Below are 19,833 nucleotides of genomic sequence, written 5' to 3' on the forward strand. Positions count from 1 at the left end.
TACCAATTGGTTATGTGGTGTGTGGAAGAATTGGTGAATACACTTGTGATTATGTGTTTTCCGCTCTACCGCTTGACATGCGGGTAGTATATTGCAAAAAAATAATAAGAATGCTACTGAAAGAGAGCACTTAGGGGGAGTACAGGGGTGCAGATGTGTGCACTGGGCATTTTAGAGATTAGTCATTATTAGGTGCTGAGCTAAGTGTAGTTGATATGCTCAATGCATAGATAGTAGGTTTTACATACATGTTGCTTGTAGAGGCAATAGCTCTGATTTTGTGATTTTCGGCTATGAGAGTATGGTATATATGCCACATTGGCCTAAGGTTTTAGAATTCAAACCTGAAGGTCTTACACTTGATAGAATGAGAGAAATTCTCTGTAGAATCGGGAATCCGGAAAATAACCTCCCGCCAGTTGTGCACGTTGCAGGTACGAATGGTAAAGGGTCTACCATAGCGTTTTTATCTAGTATATTGCAGGCAGCCGGGATGCGTGTTCATGTATATACTTCGCCGCATTTGCTAGAATTTAATGAAAGGATTGTTCTTAACGGGAGTAAAATCTCAGACAATCACTTACATGAGATTTTAGAAGAATGTCGTTCTAAGTGCGATGGGATGACGGTAACCTTTTTTGAGGCGACAACAGCGGCAGCGCTACTTGCATTCTCACGGGTTCATGCGGACATAGTGTTATTAGAAGTAGGTATGGGTGGTAGGCTGGATGCTACAAATGTGGTTATGCCTATCCTGACCATTATTACTTCAATTTCCTATGATCACACTTGCTTTTTGGGGGATACTGTAGAACTAATAGCAGGGGAAAAAGCGGGAATTCTTAAGGAAGGGGTGAGTTGTGTTTTAGCTCCTCAGAAGTATGATGCCGCTCGTAGGACGATAGAATATCATGCGGCTGTAAATCATGCTCCAATATACCGAGGAGGTATAGAATGGTCATGCACAAAAGATGCTGATGGAATGGTGTTTCGTAGTTCTGAAGAGTATAATTTTCCTCTTCCAGCGCTTCAAGGTGATCATCAAATAGATAACGCAGGCACAGCAATAGCTGCCTGCAGTGTATTATCAGGAAAGTTTGGATATGAAATAAGTCATGAAGACATAGAGGCGGGTTTGGTAAATGCTGTATGGCCTGCTAGGCTCGAAAGGATTGCTTCAGGAAGCCTCTATAACATGTTGCCAAAGTGCTGGAAATTGTTTTTAGATGGTGCCCACAACGTTGCAGGGGCAGAAGCTTTGAGAGATTGGATCACCGCTTATATGAAGCATGAGGATGTTTATCTCATAGTTGGAATGACGAAAGATAGAGATAGCAAGGCTTTTTTGGAGCCTTTAAAGCAGCACATTAGGTTTTTATGTACTGTATGTGTTAAGGCTGAGTATCGTGCTCAGTCTGCCGAAGATATTTTAAAGTGTGCGCTCGAATTGGATATTCCTGCATCTGCTGAAGAGGATATTAGAGCGTCTATACAAAAGATTATTGATATCGGTGATAGGGTGCGTAGCGCCACCATATTGGTTTGTGGTTCATTATTCCTTGCTGGTGATTTATTGAGAGAGAGTCTATAACATTGCTAATAAAGGTGAGAGATAGCAAATATTTTTGTTTATGTGCTCTTTGAATTTTCTACGCTATGCCTGTAAAAGCAAAGTTATATGTGTAAGTATGGGGAAGATTTTGGGTGTATGTGCTTTATTTATTACATGTTTTATCCATCTTTCCCTAAAATAAGGATTCATCTGATTTATATGCCGTAGTGCTCCGTTGGGTATAGTTATGGTTATTAGAATAGGTACAAGAGGAAGCCTTCTAGCCATGCAGCAGGCTAGAATAGTGAAAACTGCTATTGAAACCAATTATGCGGAGTTATCAACCCGTATAATTACCATAAAGACTTCTGGAGATATGAATACTCATGTACCTCTTTATGATATTGGTGGTAAGGGGCTATTTATAAAGGAGATTGAGGAAGCTCTTTTGGATAATATAATAGATGTGGCTGTGCATTCGGCTAAGGATGTTCCTGGCATATATTCCGAAGATCTAGATATTCCCTGTATTTTGCCCAGGGCATCAGCTTTAGATGCTTTTTTATCATCTAAATATGACAGTATAGCTTCTCTACCATTGAATGCAAAAATCGGTACTTCGTCGGTAAGGAGAAAGGTGCAATTATTGACGATGAGGCCAGATTTAGAGATCATTCCCATGCGTGGCAATGTAGAAACAAGAATATCAAAAATGCAGATGGGAGAGTGTGATGGTATTGTTTTGGCTGAAGCTGGTCTGTATAGGGTATCGAAAGATAATTTAATATCGGAAGTATTGCAGCCGGAAGTTATGTTGGGTGCAGTCGGTCAAGGAGCAATATGTGTTCAATGTCGCAGATATGATAGGAGGATACTTGAGATATTGAAGAAGTTAAACTGCCATAAGTCGTATACTACGGTATCAGCGGAGCGTAGCTTTATGAGGGCAGTAGATGGGTCTTGCAATACTCCCCTTGCTGCTATGGCGAAGTATATCGATATGGATATACTAACGATGAAGTGTATGTTAGCCGATGATGCCAGAAACATGGTATTTACAGAACGGGTTTTTGCAGAGCAAAATGCAGAAAGTGCAGGATATGAAATGGGGACATTGTTGAAAAATGAGTTACACCTTCACAGGTTATAAACTTCCTAAAGTTAGGGGAGTTTATAAAAGAAGCGTAAAAATGCATAGCATGACTTGGGTAGGCGTAGGTGGTGTTGCGCCATTGCTATTCAAGCCAAAGGACATAGATGATTTAGCGACCTTTCTAAAGAACACTTCATTAACAGCCAGTGCGATAGGTGCTGGCTCTAACGTTATTGTCAGAGATGGTGTATTCAACAATGTTGTGGTAAGGCTAGAGCGTGAATTTTCAGATATGAGATGCGAAGACAACGCTATTACTGTAGGGTGTGGGGCATCTATATCTGAGCTAGCTGCGTTTGCTAGGGAAAACTCTATTTCTGGTTTTGAGTTTTGTGTAGGTATGCCTGGAACTGTAGGGGGCGCGATAGCTACCAATGCGCGTTGCCATGGGAAGGATATAGCGTCTATATTACATGCGGTTATTGCAGTAAATGAGTACGGAGAGATTTGTACACTGTATAAAGATGACATGCAGTATTCGCGTCGTAGTCATGGTCTAGAAGGCAGATGGGTTTTTGTAGAAGCGAGGTTTGTGGGTAATCCAGCTGAGTTGAATACTATAAGAAATACAATGAGTGAATTGCTCATAAAACGCAATGCAACTCAGCCAATTTACTATGGAAAGTCCATTGGATATATCTTTCAAGATGCAGGTAATGCAGAAGCTAAAGCGCTTATAGAAGAAGCGGGGTGTCGAGGGTTGCAAGTTGGGTGTGCTGTCGTGTCGGAGAAGCACTGTAACTTTATAGAGAATATCGGAGGAGCTAGTGCGGCCGAAATAGAGGATTTAGGCAGCGAAGTAAAGCGTCTTGTAAAGGAAAAGACAGGAGTCAATCTAGAATGGAGCATTGAGTTTTTGGGTGCGCGAGTAGTAAAGTAAAAATTCCTGTGTGCAAGAGAATAGAGATAATACCGATGCTCGCCCGTACTGAGGGTTTTTATAAAGAATCATCTGATAAATACATGGTGATGTACCTTATAAAGGGAACAAGAGCATAGATATTGCAAGTGTATTCTTAGCTTTTGTCCTTAAATTTATCCGTCATGTTTATTTTAATTATTATGCTTTCATAGTGACCGCTTATAGGAAACTGTCTATATAGCTATAAGCTGCATAGACCGAGTTTTATTTGGGTTTATTGATCCAGAATTGCAAAATATCCCACTGCATGCTCTTACGGCTATAGTATTCCTATGTGTTGGTCTAAGGCATGGGGTTTCCCGTTGCATTCAAAAAGAACATATCTTGAGAGCGGAAACCGTAAGCGCCTGTCTAGGCTTTGTACTTGCTTTGCGTATACTGAAGAGGTAAAAAAGTCGAGGATAGGTGGCTTTTACTAAGAAGTGAAAGATAGAGACCTGGGGCCAGCTGCTAGTGCTGTAGGTATAAAACACCATAAGCAGTGGCTGCCGACACAGGTGTTATGGAGTAACAAACAGTATTGCCTGATCCAAGACTTTGCACCTATTCCGATATGTATCGAAAGATTTGCCGTATTTGAAGAAGAGTTTGAGCTATTTGTAGGGGGCTATTGGCTTTTATTCCAAAAAGTAGCGCTATGTTTTTGATCGGTTTCTAGGAGGTATTTTTAGGGATTGTTGAAAATATGGCCTTCCACGTATTTTAGCGTTCTTTTGTATACATGGTAGTGAAAACAACTTTCACGGGTAGGTGCAATGACATTGCTACCATATATAGTAGAGTTTTAGATATCATAAGAGCTGATATAACAGGTATAGAAGTATTATTTAGGGGAGGGGAATCTTCTATTTCTCAACTATAGAGGGTATTTAGACTTATATCTATGCTTTGATATGGGTATATATTCATAAAATGGAGGATAGCTGTTTTTACTGGAATTTACGATTTTCTGCGGTAATTACTAGAAGAGCTGCTATCTGTAATAAACTCTTCTATCCTTAAGTTATCAGATAAATTATTAAGGCGGTAAAGAAGCTTTGGCGTCGGAGTATAATCTAGAAACAGTGCTATGAGATAGGCTTTAGATTGCATTGCTCTAAGAATGTTCTGCAAGAGACAGTGTATTGACCCGTGAAAGTTGTTACCTGTGAGGTGAGTGGTATGCAATTTCAGAATACATTGCGCTTATGGCAAGCTTTTTAGTTTTCCAAAATATGCACAACTTTAAGGCAAGCATGGTAGGGGAATCTGCATTTTTTCACTTACATGCTTTTTATGGAATCACCATACATGCTCGGTATAAGATGCTTGGTAGTCGTTAATATACGTGGAGTTTAGCTAATTATAGAAAGGGCATAGTGTGAGTAGTTTTCATTATTTGGATGAAGCACTTTGGCCTTGCTGTTTTGTAAATAGTGCCATTATTTAGCTGAGATTCTTTCATAAAGGTCTAAGAGATGTATTTAGTCAATTAAGTATCATGGCCACTTTGCTTGGGCAAAGTGCGTGATTCCGTTTTGTCTTTTATATGTCCTTTAAAATTGAATAGTGCGTTTCAGTGACATCTATTTTAAAACTTTTTTATCTCTTATAGATTATAAAGGCAGGTGACATTTCGATGTACACATCTTGCAATTCTGGCATTTTTCTTTTGTCCGTAGGTAAGGTTTTTCGCCATCACCTGCTAGTTCCGGTTGTATGTGTTGGGCATTTTTATAATAATTTAATATTTCTTACGTTATCCTTTATTTCTCTAAGCAGTTAATTTCTTAAATCAAAAGATCTGGCGCCTGAGCGTCTGTAAGGCAGATTGTGCGCGCTAAGATAGGTTTAGTAAGACGTGTTTTTTATTGAATAAAGGCCCCAACAATGTTGACAGAAGAAGAAAAGAAAAAGAGCGCCAGTGCTCTGAAAGCCATTATCACAGGAGATTACGAGAGTTTTCAGGCGTCCATTCAGGGAATTTCTTCCGAAGGACTTAATACTCCCGTTGATAAAGAGGGGAGAACACTATTGCACTATGCAGCTTCATCCCGTAATGGTAATTTCTATGGCATTCTGGTTGAAAGAGGATGTGTTACTAATATCAAAGATGCTTATGGATTTACTCCAGAACAAGCACGTGAGAAGGCAGGGTATGCACGCACACAGTGGTATGGAGCAGATGTAAATGACCCTGGTGTATCTAGGCAGTTAATGACGCAAGCTGTTCAGCAGTCTGCAAAAGGTAACATGTATGGTGCTCTCGCTATATTAGACCTTGTGCGTAATGACGATGCAAACATTCAGGTCAATGAGAAAGGGCATGGTGTTTTGCATCTAGCATGTATTGAAGGCAGTGATCCATCTTTCACTTCATCCCTCATGCTAAAGGGTTGTTCTTTAAACATTAAGGATGTAGATGGTAATACGCCATTACATACAGCTGCATCTTCAGTAGGCAAAAATGCTTTAGGCAATCTTGATGTACTATGCGACAAAGCTCTTATAGCAGATGTTAATGCTAAGGGACCGGGTGGAAACACTCCGCTTCATATTGCTACGGAGCGTATGGATCACCAGAAAGTAAAGCATCTTCTCTCAAGGTTAAGTGATATTAGCGTTGCAAATGATGCTGGTGAAACCGTTTGCCACATTGTTGCAAAGCAATGGCCAAGGCGGGATGTTTTATCATACATTGACAAGATGCAAGAAGCGGTGTCGTCAAATATTGAGGGCAATCGCGAGTGTGCAGAGGCACTAATATTCCCGGATAAAAAAGGGATGAGTGCAGTACAGTATGCTATTAGAAGGCATATACCGGAGGCTGAGAAGATCTTCGAGAAGGCCATGAACATTGCAGATAAAGTGTATGGCTCAGCTTCTTCAGAAGTAAAATCTCTCTTTACATGTCCTAATCCAGAGGACGCATCAACGCTGGTGCATTTTGTATCTTCTAATGGGACCCCAAATTTTGATCCTCTTGCGAAAAGGGTATTGGAGGAAGCATATCATAGGTATGGAGAGGAACCTTTTACTAATTTAGATATTGCAGGTAATGCACCTATACATGCTGCAGCACAAAAATCAACAGTGGGGGTTTTTGAGCAGGTGGTAAGATGCACTCCTGAGTCTGTTGTAAATCAATTAGCACCGAATGGCAAAGCGCCTATTCACATGATAGTTGAGGATGAGCCAAGCCATAAAGGCGTAAGCGTTAAATTGCAGATGTTGATTGAGAATGTGCGTAATATTCCATCAATCAATGTACCATCTCCAGTGACAGGTGAAACGCCTGTGGTAGCTGCGTATAAAGGGGGCAACACTGAGGGTGTTAAGACTATGTTACGCTGTAATAGCATGGACGTAGATGCTCGGTCACATGATGGTGGAACTATAATACATTACGCAGCAAAGGATGGAAATTTAGAGATATTGCAGCAGGCTCTTGGAAGGAAGAGTAGTTATTCTAAGTTTCCTGTAAAGGATGGTGTTCCTACTCCAGGTGTATATGCGATTCGTGAAGCAAGTGGTGGAAAAGTATCGCTACCAGCACTTGACATGTTAATGAGATATGAGCCTTACCCGCAGCATGTTGCTGTCGAGGCAGTAAGAAAAGGTGCAGCAGATGTATTGAGGCATCTTATTACCACTGAAGTGATTAGTGTAAATGAAGAAATTACAACTCCTGAAGGAAAAAAGACAACTTTGACCGCTGAAGCACTAACTAGTGGTCAATATGCTGCAGTGAAGACGTTAATTAAAAACAGTGCTGATGTAAATGCGTCTCCAGAACCAGCTATTTCTGTGGGTATACAAGGAGGGTGCTTTCAGGGGGGTAAAGCTATAAAGCATTTAAAGCGTGTTGTAGAAGCTGGGGCACATATAAATACTCCTACCGGATCTATGAGCCCTTTAGCTGCTGCAGTTCAAGTGGCAAATGAGGCAAGTAACCTTAAAGAGGCTAATAGGATTGTAAATTTCCTTTTACAGAGGGGTGCAGATCTTTCGTCTACGGATCACACTGGAACTCCAGCCTTGCATTTAGCAACAGCTGCTGGCAACCAGAAGACTGCTAGGTTGCTCTTGGATAAAGGGGCTCCAGCAACGCAGAGAGATGCTTATGGTAAGACGGCTTTACATATAGCAGCTGCTAATGGTGACGGTAAGCTATATAAGTTAATTGCGAAAAAATGCCCAGATAGCTGTCAAGCACTCCTTTCTCATATGGGAGATACAGCGTTACATGAGGCTTTATATTCTGATAAGGTTACAGAAAAATGCTTTTTAAAGATGCTTAAAGAGTCTCGAAAGCATTTGTCAAACTCATCTTTCGGAGACTTGCTTAATACTCCTCAAGAAGCAAATGGTGACACGTTACTGCATCTGGCTGCATCGCGTGGTTTCGGTAAAGCATGTAAAATACTACTAAAGTCTGGGGCGTCAGTATCAGTCGTGAATGTAGAGGGAAAAACACCGGTAGATGTTGCGGATCCATCATTGAAAACTCGTCCGTGGTTTTTTGGAAAGTCCGTTGTCACAATGATGGCTGAACGTGTTCAAGTTCCTGAAGGGGGATTCCCACCATATCTGCCGCCTGAAAGTCCAACTCCTTCTTTAGGATCTATTTCAAGTTTTGAGAGTGTCTCTGCGCTATCATCCTTGGGTAGTGGCCTAGATACTGCAGGAGCTGAGGAGTCTATCTACGAAGAAATTAAGGATACAGCAAAAGGTACAACGGAAGTTGAAAGCACATATACAACTGTAGGAGCTGAGGAGTCTATCTACGAAGAAATTAAGGATACAGCAAAAGGTACAACGGAAGTTGAAAGCACATATACAACTGTAGGAGCTGAAGGTCCGAGAACACCAGAAGGTGAAGATCTGTATGCTACTGTGGGAGCTGCAATTACTTCCGAGGCGCAAGCATCAGATGCGGCGTCATCTAAGGGAGAAAGGCCGGAATCCATTTATGCTGATCCATTTGATATAGTGAAACCTAGGCAGGAAAGGCCTGAATCTATCTATGCTGACCCATTTGCTGCGGAACGAACATCTTCTGGAGTAACGACATTTGGCCCTAAGGAAGAGCCGATTTATGCAACAGTGAAAAAGGGTCCTAAGAAGAGTGATACTTCTCAAAAAGAAGGAACAGCTTCTGAAAAAGTCGGCTCAACAATAACTGTGATTAAGAAGAAAGTGAAACCTCAGGTTCCAGCTAGGACAAGTAGTTTGCCTACTAAAGAAGGTATAGGTTCTGATAAAGACCTGAGTTCAGGAACTAGTAGCTCTTTTGCAGCTGAGCTGCAAGCACAAAGGGGTAAATTGCGTCCTGTGAAGGGAGGTGCTCCGGATTCTACCAAAGACAAAACAGCTACTTCTATATTCTCCAGTAAAGAGTTCAAAAAGGAACTAACAAAAGCTGCCGAAGGATTACAGGGAGCAGTTGAAGAAGCTCAGAAGGGTGATGGAGGAGCTGCAAAGGCAAAGCAAGATCTTGGCATGGAATCTGGTGCCCCAGGATCTCAACCAGAAGCTCCTCAAAGTGAAGGCCCTAAGTCTGTAAAAGGAGGTCGCGGTAGGTAGAATTATACCGAAAAATCGCTGAGGTACTTTGATCAATATAATTCGCGCTTCTGAGTATTTAGGCGATGATCTCGCCACTTTAATAATACCCCTTTTAGAGTACATAACGCTCTAAAGGGGGCAGATTATTTTAAGTAGTAGGGTTTTGATTCTGAGATCTTTTGAGTACAACTATTCCTTAGTGTTTTTTTGGAATGCTATGTGCTTGATAAAGAAAAAACTTGCTCTGGGGTGGGATGCACTCTTGAGTACTTTCCGCGCTCTGTATATTCCTTTTTTTGCATCTGCATAATCTGCTGCATATGTGATTATGTGATAATGACGGAATTACCCAGAAAAGTTTTAGCGTGTGAGGCTATCATTCTCAGTAAAGTTACAGTAGGAAACTTGTCATTTTCATCTTGTATTTTTGTAAGTTGGCTAAGAGCACTAGCTATAACAAATGCATCTATGGCATTTTTTGAGAGTTATAATAATGAGCAACAAAGGGTGGTACTATTGTTCAAAATTTGTTTATGTGCTTTGTCTCACAATGGAGTTTAAAGTCATCTCCGTGTAGTACTACGACTTTAAGTAGAGAATACTTTGTATTTTCTTTATAGAAGCTCAGAGATATACTTCAGTATGTGTCGGAGGTTGTTCCCTTGGGAAAAAGGGCATTTTATCAACTGTGAACTATCGCTACTATGGCTGAGGAAAAGTAGATAGCAACAAAGATAGTATTCTGGTTTTATAATCAAACCGTAATCTTTCAACATGTTCGAAGATCGCTTTCACTTTATAATCCTTTTTGACTGCCCTGCTGAAAGGGCTTTTTTGTTATGAAACTATCCTCGCTCGATTTTCTTATCTTTGGATTCTATTACCACGGATAATGTTTGTTGGAATTATTTTAGAAGAAGCTTAGGCATTGCGTTATTTCTTTAACTCTTATGGTACTTGTACAGTTTTCAGCAGCTTTAATTAAATCTTTTTCAATGTGGGCTCAAAGAGTTGAGAATATAAGATTACGCTTATACTGTGACCATTTCTCTACTTTGCGCTGTAAGGGAAGTTCTTATGTTTGACTTCGTATTTAAGGTGCTTTACGCGACCTCGCGTGTGGGTAGATAGATAAATTTGCTATGGAGAGGAGGGATTTGCTTTGCATGCCAAATGCCGCATAATGTTCTGCATCGCGTGAACGATACGTTAATACTTTTTGCGTTGTTTTTGAGTTACGTAATCAATAAATTCACTGTTGTAATTTAAGAGATGCAAGATGTACACTCAGGCGTATATACTTATGGAATACTTCACATACCGCGTGATTAGGTAATAAAAAGGCCTCAGCTTTTCTAGAAGAATGTTCGCAGAAGCATTTAGTGATGTTTCAGGGTTTGTTTTTTATGCTAGGCGGACTTCCTTATGATCATCCCATGTAGGTATGCGGTTTTCAAATGGGCATGTAACGAAAAAATTCAATTTTTTTATTTATAAACATCTTGCTACTGTCTCAATAATTTGGTACATAGGAGAAAGTTGCACGGGTTTGTATGCAGCGCTTTCTTTTCGCGGGGTGGAGCAGTGGTAGCTCATCAGGCTCATAACCTGAAGGTCGATGGTTCGAGTCCGTCCCCCGCAACTTGTATTTCCTTAGTTCGCTATGTAGTGTTGTCCTAAGGGGCGGAATGTCTTTATCTCTAGCTATTGCTTTATCTTTAACTACTTGCGTGTTGTAGTAAAGCTGTTGTATCTATTGCAGCTCAGTAGAGTTCGGGGGGTAGAAGTACTAACGAAAAGTTTGAGATTAATATCAAAATGGCGGCTAATTTTATTCACCATCTACCGTATACTAACGCTTGGCTGCGCAATATCCGTATAGCTTAGCGGAATTATACTGTGTAAATAATATTCACTCAAAAGTGTGATGATTTTAAGATAACACAGGTTTTCACTTCGCTTACCACTAAGTGTTTATCTACATACCTCTTCCTTCGGAATGCTCTATGACGTTTGGCGAAGGAGAAGGGGAGACATGGTGCTCATGGCCTCTTTCTTCATGTGATACACCATCTAATCCTTGTGCTGCTCTTCCAATAGATTCGTCAGCATGTGGATACTGGTCAAAATCCCAAGGATCATATAGATGCGGGTCATTTCTTCCATCTAAATATCTCTCATCATCGCCACCGTCAGTATAATCTTCTCCTCCTTCGCCACCTCCTGATGCTGCTTCATCTCCTCCTTCTCCCCCTCCCTTTATGGAGTCAAAAAGTATAGGAAAGCCAAAAGCTAATGATGTTTTAGAAGGTCCATATATGCTAAACTGCGCTGATAGATTAGCTCCTAAAGACATTGCTGCTTTGTCTATATTACCAAGCAGGCTTCCTACAAGATCAGCCTTCATCGCTTCTACAGGGGTTGCCAGTACTGCATTCATTATTGCTAGAGAAGATCTATCATCTCCTTCTTCACCTCCTCCAGCAGCTTCAGCGCGCTCTTGAGTAGCATGCATTAAGGACTGTACACTAGCTATATTTGGTCCCATACCCATATCGGCACCGCCACCACCAGGTTTATGCATAATCACCTCTCAAGTAACATAGAAAATTCAAGGCATATCCTAACTACATCTACCATGCAATAGTGAATATTTTTAAAACGCCTCTTCCTCATATATAAGGGCTGTCATTTCTTTGCGCTGCTCTAGGAATTTTGAATCATCTGATAGTAAATGTCTATGGAGAAAATATCCTAGGATTTGTAAGCAGAGCAAAAACTCTTTTCGTGAACACTGTTCGGTGTGAGTTCCATTATGAAGATCGCGTAATATTTGTGGTAGAGGGAATAACAAGTGCCGATATGATACGCCAGCTCTTTCAGATATTGCGCGACCTGTTTTAGGAGATATGTACAATAGATTATCTTCGCAATGGTAAACAGCGCATCTTGAGAGATCTAAGGCGAAGCCCAGCTGGGATAAAATTTCAAGTTCAAGCTTTAAGTACTCGTTGTACCAATGGCCTCCACATTCTGCAGCTTCAGCAAACTCTATAAGATAGTCATATAGTATAGGATGTGCATCATTTGTGGGGACGGACTTGTATATTGTGGATGTAACAGAGGATAGACACAGCAACTTTGAATGATCTTGAAAATACGCATAAAAAGCTGATGAAATAATTTCACAGGAGTTAAAATACCCAAGGTTATTAGCTAATCTCGCACGCCACGTTACGCACACTCTATCTCCAATCTGCAGAGACTGCTTCTTTTTGTTTAGTCTGATCATGGCATTGCAAATTCCGTGATTACGCGTAAATACAGACAATATACTTCGAGTATCCCCATAAGGCGTCATGCTTACGATCATTCCATGGTCTTGCCATTGCATAGTGAATCAGCGCTATAGAACGAGCCTTAAGTTTTGATAAGTGGGGAAGAGCTGTCAAGGGCAATAATGTAGAACCGTAAATTTGTAGTGTATTTACTTCTATGAGTGTAGTAATACGCGTTTTTACAATTCAATGCACCGCAAATGAGCGCCTAGTACTGTAGTGATATTAAGGTAAGTGGCGGGTATTGGGTAGATTCTTAGTATATCTTACATGATATAATCAGCGTATACTTGTAATTGTATTTATAAGAACGCTGAAAAAAACGCTTACTGAAGTGGCAGTTCTACAGGTTATTCAAGCCATAGAGGTGTTTTTCCTGCAAAGTCATTAACTTAAGAAAAGGTGTGACTATAGCCCTCTTTTGATATTTTCATAAGGTTGTTATTTCTGTCGTATACACGTATTCCTTGTTCACGAGTAATGACTCCTATTCTTTTTACGGGGATTTTTATATTCGTGGCAATTTGCTCAACTTCTGGACAGTATTTGGGAGGGACCGTAAATGCCAGTTCGTAATCATCTCCTCCTGCCAGTACGTTTTCTAAAAGATCGTGATTTTGCATTATAGCAGCTGCGGCTTCGTGTGATAGTGGTACTTCATAAGCGTATAAATTTGCACCAACACCGGAAAGCTTACACAACAGCCCAATATCCTGTAATAATCCATCAGAAACATCTATGCATGCAGAAGCTACATTGCTAATACTGGTGCCTAACATAACTCTAGGCTGAGGTAAATCATATCTTTGCTTGAGATAGGAAAACTCACCAATTAGCTTTTTATTGTATGCTAGCAATCCTAAAGCAGCATCACCAATAGTTCCACTAACATATAGATAATCTCCTACTTTTGCATTAGATCTAGTAAGAATATTTGCAGATGGAATTCCCAAGGCGGTTATGCTTATTACGATGACATCTGCTAAATTATTGGTTGTATCACCACCTGTTAGCTTGATGGAAAAAATACTGTTATCTTCTTGTAAACCGGCGCAAAAGCTTTTCCACCATTCTTCATCAATAAATTTTGGAAGCGATAATCCCAAAAGATAAGAATGCGGTGTAGCTCCCATAGAAGCTATATCTGATAGGTTAACTCGTAGCGCCTTTTTAGCGAGTAAGAAAGGATCGCTATGATTTAAGAAATGAACATTTTCAACTAATACATCTTTTGTCATGATAAAAGACGATGTAGGGGAGGATACATGCGCAGCATCGTCATTTTCAGATGCAAACCCACTGCGAAGTAAAGGACGTATATATTTTTCTATACACTGAAACTCATCCATAATTCATCCAACAGCGTTCTGCGTTCCGTCTATATAAAGCGTTCCTTTCAAAAAATAAATGTGCCAACAGTAATATTTTGTAAAAATGCTGCCTAATATTCCTTATAAGTTTAGATAAAAACCTCTCTGCAATAAAAGGCAAACGTAGCCTCTTAATAGGCATTATCTCAAGCACATGTATAACTTCGCTTATGTTTTAAGAGTCAGTACATTGGAGATAGAAATCAAGATCGACACATTAAAATCTAAATGCCTGGTCATTATACGTTCTTCTGGGTCTTTAAATAGAAATCTTTGGAAGTAAGAAGATTGAGTAGATAAGCTCGAAAGACATACACCATTATTATCTATTGATCTTGTAGAAGTTTTCATTGCTGAATTTTCCATCCTTGTATAGTTACGGCTCCATGAAATGTCAGAAGTAATAAAGACTGAGCATGCCGTAAGTACTATCCAATAGGGTAGAACTGCAATATAACAAGAATTTAACAGCGCTTTTGTAAAGCAAATTCAGAGTATTGACGTATTTTTGTTGGTGACTTTCTTTCTAAGCGTAGCGTATACAAAGAATATTAGCAGCCACGTGCAATAAGCAAATTACTATCAGACAGTATTGGATTGCACACATAATTTCCTAAGTATTAAGTCATTCCCTGCTCATAAATTAAGAATATTGCTGTCTACTTAGAAGGCTAAAAAACTACTACTCACTCGGATGACCAACTCTTAGATTCCTCCACGACACAGAACACGAGATCTTTAAAAATCAGCATCTATGTGTGGCTAGAAGGTTTTTGCTATACACTAAAGCGTGGGAATACCTTTTGAGGTAGAATACTGAAAATTAAGAGGAGTATCCGGAAAGAGCACGGCACGTATATCTTGACATGCCAAAGCAGCCTCTGAAAAACCTACTAGTATAAGTTTTATCTTTCCGGGGTAAGCAGCTATATCACCCACGGCATATATTTTGCTACGTCTAGTCCTACATGTAGATTGCTCTACTGGTATCTGAAAGCCTTCTACGCCCAAGCCCCAGTTAACAATCTCACCCAGGTTTGCAGATATTCCAAAGAATGGTAAGAGAAAATCTGCTCCTATAGGGATTTCCTCCTTCGTGGTAATATTTCTGACTACAACGCTTCTGAGTTCTCCATTTTCACCATCAAGCCCTGCAAGTTGGTAAGGAATAAGCACATTTATGCGACCTTCATCCGCTAATTCTTCGAGTTTTTTTAAAGTATTAGGTGCGCAACGAAAAGACTTTCTTCTATGTATCACATACAGCTTATCAGCAACTTCCGCCAAATTTACAGCCCAGTCTGCAGCTGAATCTCCTCCACCAGCTATTACTACCTTTTTGTTCTTGAAGGTGGCCATTTGAGATACGTTATAGAATACGGACTTATTTTCGTATTCCATGATACCGTCAAGTGGGGGGCGGTTAGGGCCAAATCCTCCTGACCCAGCTGCAACTATTATTGCTCGACACTTTACGCTAGTACCTTTATTGGTCTGTAGAACAAAGCAGTCAGGACCTTCACTTATGCTTTCGACAAATTGCCCCATGATATAAACGGGAGCAAAGGGTTCTGCCTGCTTTTTCAGGTTATTTACCAGGTTTTGAGCCGTAATCATGGGATAGCCTGGGATATCATAAATAGGTTTTTCAGGATATAAAACTGCGCACTGACCCCCTACTATATCCAAAGCATCAATAACACAGGAATTCATTCCCAGCATACCTGCTTGAAACACGGTAAAAAGTCCCACAGGACCTGCACCTACTATAGCGACATCGAAAACAGAACTATACTCCACAGCTTTTGCTTTTCCAGTTTTTCTCTACCTATCACAAAGACACTGCTATATCTAGAAATAAAATACCTTTGAATGCTTGAAATTTATTATTCACTGGAAAAATTGACCTCTTTTACAGTGATTTCGAAAGAAAATGGGATTATAGATGATGCAATATTTTCTCAGATACTGCCTTTCTTTGTCTTTTGTTGGGTAATATGACCTCTACTGCTGTTACCGGATTTATTGCCTCTTTGGTAAGACGTTAGGGTTTTGTTACGTTTAGAGGTGCAAAAAAGAGGATTATATGCGGGTAGGAAAATATACGCGTAATCCGTGTGGCTTGAGGGTACACATAAATACTCATAAGGTATGTATTTTAGTGTATGTATCCCATAAGTGTGAATAATAGGGAGAAAATATTATATTAAGAAGTGTTGCAAGATATAAGAATTACACCATGCTCAATTATGGGCAGTATAGTGAATTCTCACGTTGTCAGGGAAACGGATTGACGAATTAGAACTTGACATCTGCACCTATTATAAGATACTAAAACTTGTTCTTTAGTAGCTAAAATGTCTGATAGCTCTGATGGCTATGCCAAGCCGATGACCATAAATTTTGGTCCTCAGCATCCGGCGGCGCATGGCGTTATGCGTTTGATACTTGAAATGAGTGGAGAGGTTATCGAAAGGATAGACCCTCACATAGGTTTGCTGCATAGGGGGACCGAAAAGCTCATTGAATATAAGACTTATCTTCAGGCGCTTCCGTATTTTGATAGGTTAGATTATGTGTCTCCTATGTCGCAGGAGCATGCTTATTCTCTGTGTGTGGAGCGGCTGTTGGGTTGTGAGGTACCGATAAGGGCGAAGTATCTCAGGGTTATTTTTTGCGAGCTGACTAGACTATTAAATCACTTATTAAATGTGGCATGTCAGGCGTTAGATTCAGGTGCTACTACTCCATTGCTGTGGATTTTTGAAGAGCGGGAGAAGATACTTTCTTTTTATGAAAGGGCTTCGGGAGCGAGATTTCATTCGGCTTATATTAGGCCGGGCGGCCTAGCTGCTGATGTACCCGATGGTCTTTTGGACGATATACATGAGTTTACTAACTATTTTCCTAAATTATTAGATAGTGTTGATGATTTGCTTACGGAGAATAGTATTTGGAAGCAGCGTAACGTTGAAATAGGAAAGGTTACTAAGCAACAGGCTCTTGATTGGGGATTTTCCGGGCCAATGCTTAGAGCTTGTGGAATCCCGTGGGATTTACGTAAAAGCCAGCCATATGAAATATATGATATATTAGACTTTAAGGTGCCTGTTGGTAGCAATGGAGATTGTTATGACAGGTATCTTGTGCGTATGGCTGAGATACGTGAATCGCTCTATATACTTGAGCAGTGTCTGCGTGATATACCTAGTGGGCCGGTGAAAACCGATGATAGAAAGATTGCTCCTCCTAAGAGAGAAGAGTTAAAATACTCAATGGAAGCATTGATTCACCATTTTAAGCTGTTCTCTGAGGGATATAAGGTGCCAGAGGGTGAGGCGTATGCTGCTGTAGAAGCTCCTAAGGGTGAATTTGGGGTATATATAGTCTCAGATGGTACTAATAAACCTTATAGATGCAGGATAAGATCACCGGGGTTTGCTCACTTGCAGGCCATAGATGCTATGGCGCGTGGACACATGCTTGCGGATTTGCCGGTTATTATAGGCTCTTTGGATATTGTTTTTGGTGAAATAGATAGATGAACTCTGCAGATCAGGAAAGCTTTAGGTTCACTGATGGTAACCTAGAAGAAGCATATAAGTGCATAAGTAGATATCCTGAAGGTAGGCAAGCGAGTGCAGTTATGCCTTTGCTGCATTTGGTGCAACAGCAAGCTGGAGGGTTTGTTCCTCGTTCTGCTATTGAGTATATAGCGAAGCTTTTGAGTATGCGTCCTGTGCATGTGCGTGAAGTGGTTGAGTTTTACTCAATGTATAATACTGCTCCTGTAGGCAAATATTTGGTACAAGTATGTAAGACTACTCCGTGTTGGTTACGGCGCAGCGATGATGTTCTCAATGCATGTAAGAGGGTGCTATGTGTGCGTGTTGGGGAAACAACTAAAGACAACCTTTTTACTTTAAGAGAAGTAGAATGTCTAGGTGCGTGCGTGAATGCTCCCGTTGTACAGATAAATGATGACTATTACGAAAATCTAGATGCGGAATCTATGGAGAAGATTTTGCTGAAATTAAAGGAGGGCAATGAAGGTTAGAGAGATTGTTTTAGATACGGAAACAACTGGCCTTGATGCTGATGGTGGCGACAGAATAATAGAGATAGGGTGCGTTGAGCTAGTAGATTATGTTATGACTGGTCGTGTGTTTCATAAATACATAGATCCAGAGCGTGATATATCTGTAGCTGCGACTAGGGTGCACGGAATAACAAGAGAATCTCTTATAGGAATGCCGAAGTTTGCTGAAGTTGCAGATGAGCTCCTAGATTTTCTTCAGGACAGTGCTCTCGTTATACATAATGCAAGATTCGACATGAGGTTTCTCGAGGTTGAGATTGAGCGCTTAAGCAATAAGCGGGCCATTACTAATACTATTGTCGATACTCTCGAGATGGCGAGAAAAAAGTTTCCGGGGATGCCGGCTAGTTTGGATGCGCTGTGTAAGAGGTTTAACATATCGACGCAAGAGAGGAAATTTCACGGAGCATTGAAGGATGCCACATTGCTGGCGCGAGTGTATGTAGAGCTGTTAGAAGCGCTGCAAAGGAGGCTAGTGTTTTCTCAAGAGGGAGATGACAGCAAGCAGGTTTCTGTAATCCATGATAAAGCAAAAAGAGTTGTATATCCTGCGCGCACATTTACATTGAGCTCTGAAGAGAAGAGGCTGCACAGGCAAACTGTTAGTAAGATGAAAAATCCTATATGGCTCATGTGTTTTGATGAAAAAGAGTTTTTCTGTAATGAAAACATTAACTCGTAATCCTATAGAATCCGCACTCACCAGTAATGCAAGCATATAAGCATAATGAGTTTGTTTTACCATGGAGCAATGAAGAGAAGAGGTAGCACATAGACTAACTGTACTATTGTCTCAAGCACTTACAGACGGAGATGTTGTTTACATGATATAACGGTTGAGAAATGCCATAAAACAATTGCACTACATCAAATTGTGATAAACATCCTTGAATATGATTAAAACTTTAGCAGCCGCACATATATGAGTAACTTATCTAGAGCTCATAGCTATGTAAAGTAATAACCTTCACCTCATGCTGTATTGAAATTTACAAAGGTAACACACATCCGCCTGGGATATAAAACAAAGCACTTTAATCTGTCTTTCTTAGATGCTGGAATCAAGGCATGTTCAATGCAGATTAGTCTATTCTCCTAGCAGCATTTCCTATAGATTGATATCTCCGATGATGCCAAAGTGCTATGTTTCACTTCTGATATCAGGAAGAGAATCTTAATGTAAGAGGCACTGAAAAAGCACTATCACGGAATAGCTTTATATATATTTTATCGTAATCTTCTTCGCAAAGATAAGATCTCATTATATTTTACTACCGTACATTGCATTGAACTCTTTAAAGGAACCCCAAACATTCACAAACGCTGGCCATACTAACTTGTATTATTTCCAAGAAAGCTTAAAAGAATGCGATGACACGTTGTGGTGTATGTAGATCTTCCTCAGTAAAAAGCTCGAGTACGCAGCATTCTCTACTTAATGCGATGGAAGGGGAGATAGGCCATCGTGATCAATGCGCTCTTCCTTCTCAGAGGTGGTTCCAGAAGAGTTATATCCTATCTTTGGAGTATTGCATCATGCACTCATTTCCCACTAAGGTACAGGATTATTATCTGTGCACTGCCATTTGTAAGATATAGCGACGTACTAGTAATTTTGAGCATTTTTTCTAAAAGTGCTTGCAGCACATAGAATATACCGAACCCCTGATAATGAGGTTGAAGATAAAGAGGATAAAAAAGGCAATGGGTCAGATTTAGATGATCCTATTATATACCGAATATTTTCCCTATCATCTCCTTTCTTATACATATTTCTTTGGCAGTAAATATACCATAAGGAACCTCTTATAGTTCTAGTTTGTACTGCGACGCAACAACGTGCTAGGTACAG

General features: G+C 40.3%; 13 protein-coding genes and 1 tRNA gene. 9 read left to right on the forward strand and 5 right to left on the reverse strand.

The genetic code is table 11. The features are described 5' to 3' along the window. Positions 1-301 precede the first annotated feature (301 nt). The 5 genes from APHWEB_RS04775 (at position 302) to ankA (ending at position 9,192) form a co-directional block, all read left to right on the forward strand. Complete coding sequence (locus tag APHWEB_RS04775; protein WP_011450847.1) at positions 302-1,591, forward strand: bifunctional folylpolyglutamate synthase/dihydrofolate synthase; 1,290 nt, start codon at positions 302-304, stop codon at positions 1,589-1,591. A gap of 208 nt (positions 1,592-1,799) precedes the next feature. Then, on the forward strand, positions 1,800-2,702 hold the full coding sequence (hemC, locus tag APHWEB_RS04780; protein WP_021799056.1) for a hydroxymethylbilane synthase: 903 nt from the start codon (positions 1,800-1,802) through the stop codon (positions 2,700-2,702). Further along, positions 2,677-3,585 (forward strand): UDP-N-acetylmuramate dehydrogenase, encoded by a 909-nt coding sequence (gene murB, locus APHWEB_RS04785; protein WP_020849335.1) that lies wholly within the window; start codon positions 2,677-2,679, stop codon positions 3,583-3,585. Before hemC ends, murB begins: the two co-directional genes overlap by 26 nt. A 464-nt stretch (positions 3,586-4,049) precedes the next feature. Then, complete coding sequence (locus APHWEB_RS04790; RefSeq protein WP_020849334.1) at positions 4,050-4,274, forward strand: hypothetical protein; 225 nt, start codon at positions 4,050-4,052, stop codon at positions 4,272-4,274. Between the two features lie 1,222 nt (positions 4,275-5,496). Further along, positions 5,497-9,192: a T4SS effector DNA-binding phosphoprotein AnkA gene (ankA, locus tag APHWEB_RS04795; RefSeq protein ID WP_020849331.1), complete on the forward strand. Its 3,696-nt coding sequence runs from the start codon at positions 5,497-5,499 to the stop codon at positions 9,190-9,192. Between the two features lie 308 nt (positions 9,193-9,500). On the opposite strand, the gene APHWEB_RS07175 is transcribed toward ankA, so the two are convergent. Then, complete coding sequence (locus tag APHWEB_RS07175; RefSeq protein ID WP_133121364.1) at positions 9,501-9,644, reverse strand: baseplate megatron protein TIM-barrel domain-containing protein; 144 nt, start codon at positions 9,642-9,644, stop codon at positions 9,501-9,503. 1,100 nt (positions 9,645-10,744) lie between these two features. Here APHWEB_RS07175 and APHWEB_RS04805 point away from each other — a divergent pair. Further along, positions 10,745-10,816 (forward strand) — tRNA-Met (locus tag APHWEB_RS04805). A 336-nt stretch (positions 10,817-11,152) separates the two neighbouring features. Here APHWEB_RS04805 and APHWEB_RS04810 read toward each other — a convergent pair. From APHWEB_RS04810 to APHWEB_RS04825, 4 genes are all read right to left on the reverse strand, one after another. Next, entirely contained in the window at positions 11,153-11,758 is a 606-nt protein-coding gene (locus tag APHWEB_RS04810; RefSeq protein ID WP_020848959.1) for a hypothetical protein, read from the reverse strand. A 72-nt stretch (positions 11,759-11,830) separates the two neighbouring features. Then, positions 11,831-12,568 (reverse strand): DNA repair protein RecO, encoded by a 738-nt coding sequence (gene recO, locus APHWEB_RS04815; protein ID WP_011450837.1) that lies wholly within the window; start codon positions 12,566-12,568, stop codon positions 11,831-11,833. A 336-nt stretch (positions 12,569-12,904) separates the two neighbouring features. Beyond that, the gene (gene thiL / locus APHWEB_RS04820) at positions 12,905-13,861 is read right to left on the reverse strand and encodes a thiamine-phosphate kinase (protein WP_020849330.1); all 957 of its coding nucleotides are present in this window, start codon (positions 13,859-13,861) and stop codon (positions 12,905-12,907) included. Between the two features lie 804 nt (positions 13,862-14,665). Next, complete coding sequence (locus APHWEB_RS04825) at positions 14,666-15,682, reverse strand: NAD(P)/FAD-dependent oxidoreductase (RefSeq protein ID WP_020849329.1); 1,017 nt, start codon at positions 15,680-15,682, stop codon at positions 14,666-14,668. Positions 15,683-16,239: 557 nt separating this feature from the next. On the opposite strand from APHWEB_RS04825, the gene APHWEB_RS04830 reads away from it, so the two are divergent. Genes APHWEB_RS04830 through dnaQ form a run of 3 tightly spaced genes read left to right on the forward strand, consistent with a single transcriptional unit; the run spans position 16,240 to position 18,663 of the window. Then, positions 16,240-17,427 (forward strand): NADH-quinone oxidoreductase subunit D, encoded by a 1,188-nt coding sequence (locus APHWEB_RS04830; protein WP_011450833.1) that lies wholly within the window; start codon positions 16,240-16,242, stop codon positions 17,425-17,427. Beyond that, positions 17,424-17,939, forward strand: coding sequence for an NADH-quinone oxidoreductase subunit NuoE (gene nuoE / locus APHWEB_RS04835; protein WP_011450832.1), 516 nt, complete (start codon positions 17,424-17,426; stop codon positions 17,937-17,939). The genes APHWEB_RS04830 and nuoE overlap by 4 nt, the downstream gene beginning before the upstream one ends. After that, a complete protein-coding gene (dnaQ, locus tag APHWEB_RS04840; protein ID WP_011450831.1) occupies positions 17,929-18,663 on the forward strand; it encodes a DNA polymerase III subunit epsilon in 735 nt (244 codons plus the stop codon). The genes nuoE and dnaQ overlap by 11 nt, the downstream gene beginning before the upstream one ends. Positions 18,664-19,833: the final 1,170 nt, after the last annotated feature.

Source organism: Anaplasma phagocytophilum str. Webster (assembly GCF_000964685.1).
Classification (GTDB): Bacteria; Pseudomonadota; Alphaproteobacteria; order Rickettsiales; family Anaplasmataceae; genus Anaplasma; species Anaplasma phagocytophilum.

Coding starts and splice junctions, on each gene's coding strand:
- APHWEB_RS04775 (WP_011450847.1), top strand. CDS start 302: ATGGTATATATGCCACATTGGCCTAAGGTTTTAGAATTCAAACCTGAA.
- hemC (WP_021799056.1), top strand. CDS start 1,800: ATGGTTATTAGAATAGGTACAAGAGGAAGCCTTCTAGCCATGCAGCAG.
- murB (WP_020849335.1), top strand. CDS start 2,677: ATGAGTTACACCTTCACAGGTTATAAACTTCCTAAAGTTAGGGGAGTT.
- ankA (WP_020849331.1), top strand. CDS start 5,497: ATGTTGACAGAAGAAGAAAAGAAAAAGAGCGCCAGTGCTCTGAAAGCC.
- APHWEB_RS04810 (WP_020848959.1), bottom strand. CDS start 11,758: ATGCATAAACCTGGTGGTGGCGGTGCCGATATGGGTATGGGACCAAAT.
- recO (WP_011450837.1), bottom strand. CDS start 12,568: ATGCAATGGCAAGACCATGGAATGATCGTAAGCATGACGCCTTATGGG.
- thiL (WP_020849330.1), bottom strand. CDS start 13,861: ATGGATGAGTTTCAGTGTATAGAAAAATATATACGTCCTTTACTTCGC.
- APHWEB_RS04830 (WP_011450833.1), top strand. CDS start 16,240: ATGTCTGATAGCTCTGATGGCTATGCCAAGCCGATGACCATAAATTTT.
- nuoE (WP_011450832.1), top strand. CDS start 17,424: ATGAACTCTGCAGATCAGGAAAGCTTTAGGTTCACTGATGGTAACCTA.
- dnaQ (WP_011450831.1), top strand. CDS start 17,929: ATGAAGGTTAGAGAGATTGTTTTAGATACGGAAACAACTGGCCTTGAT.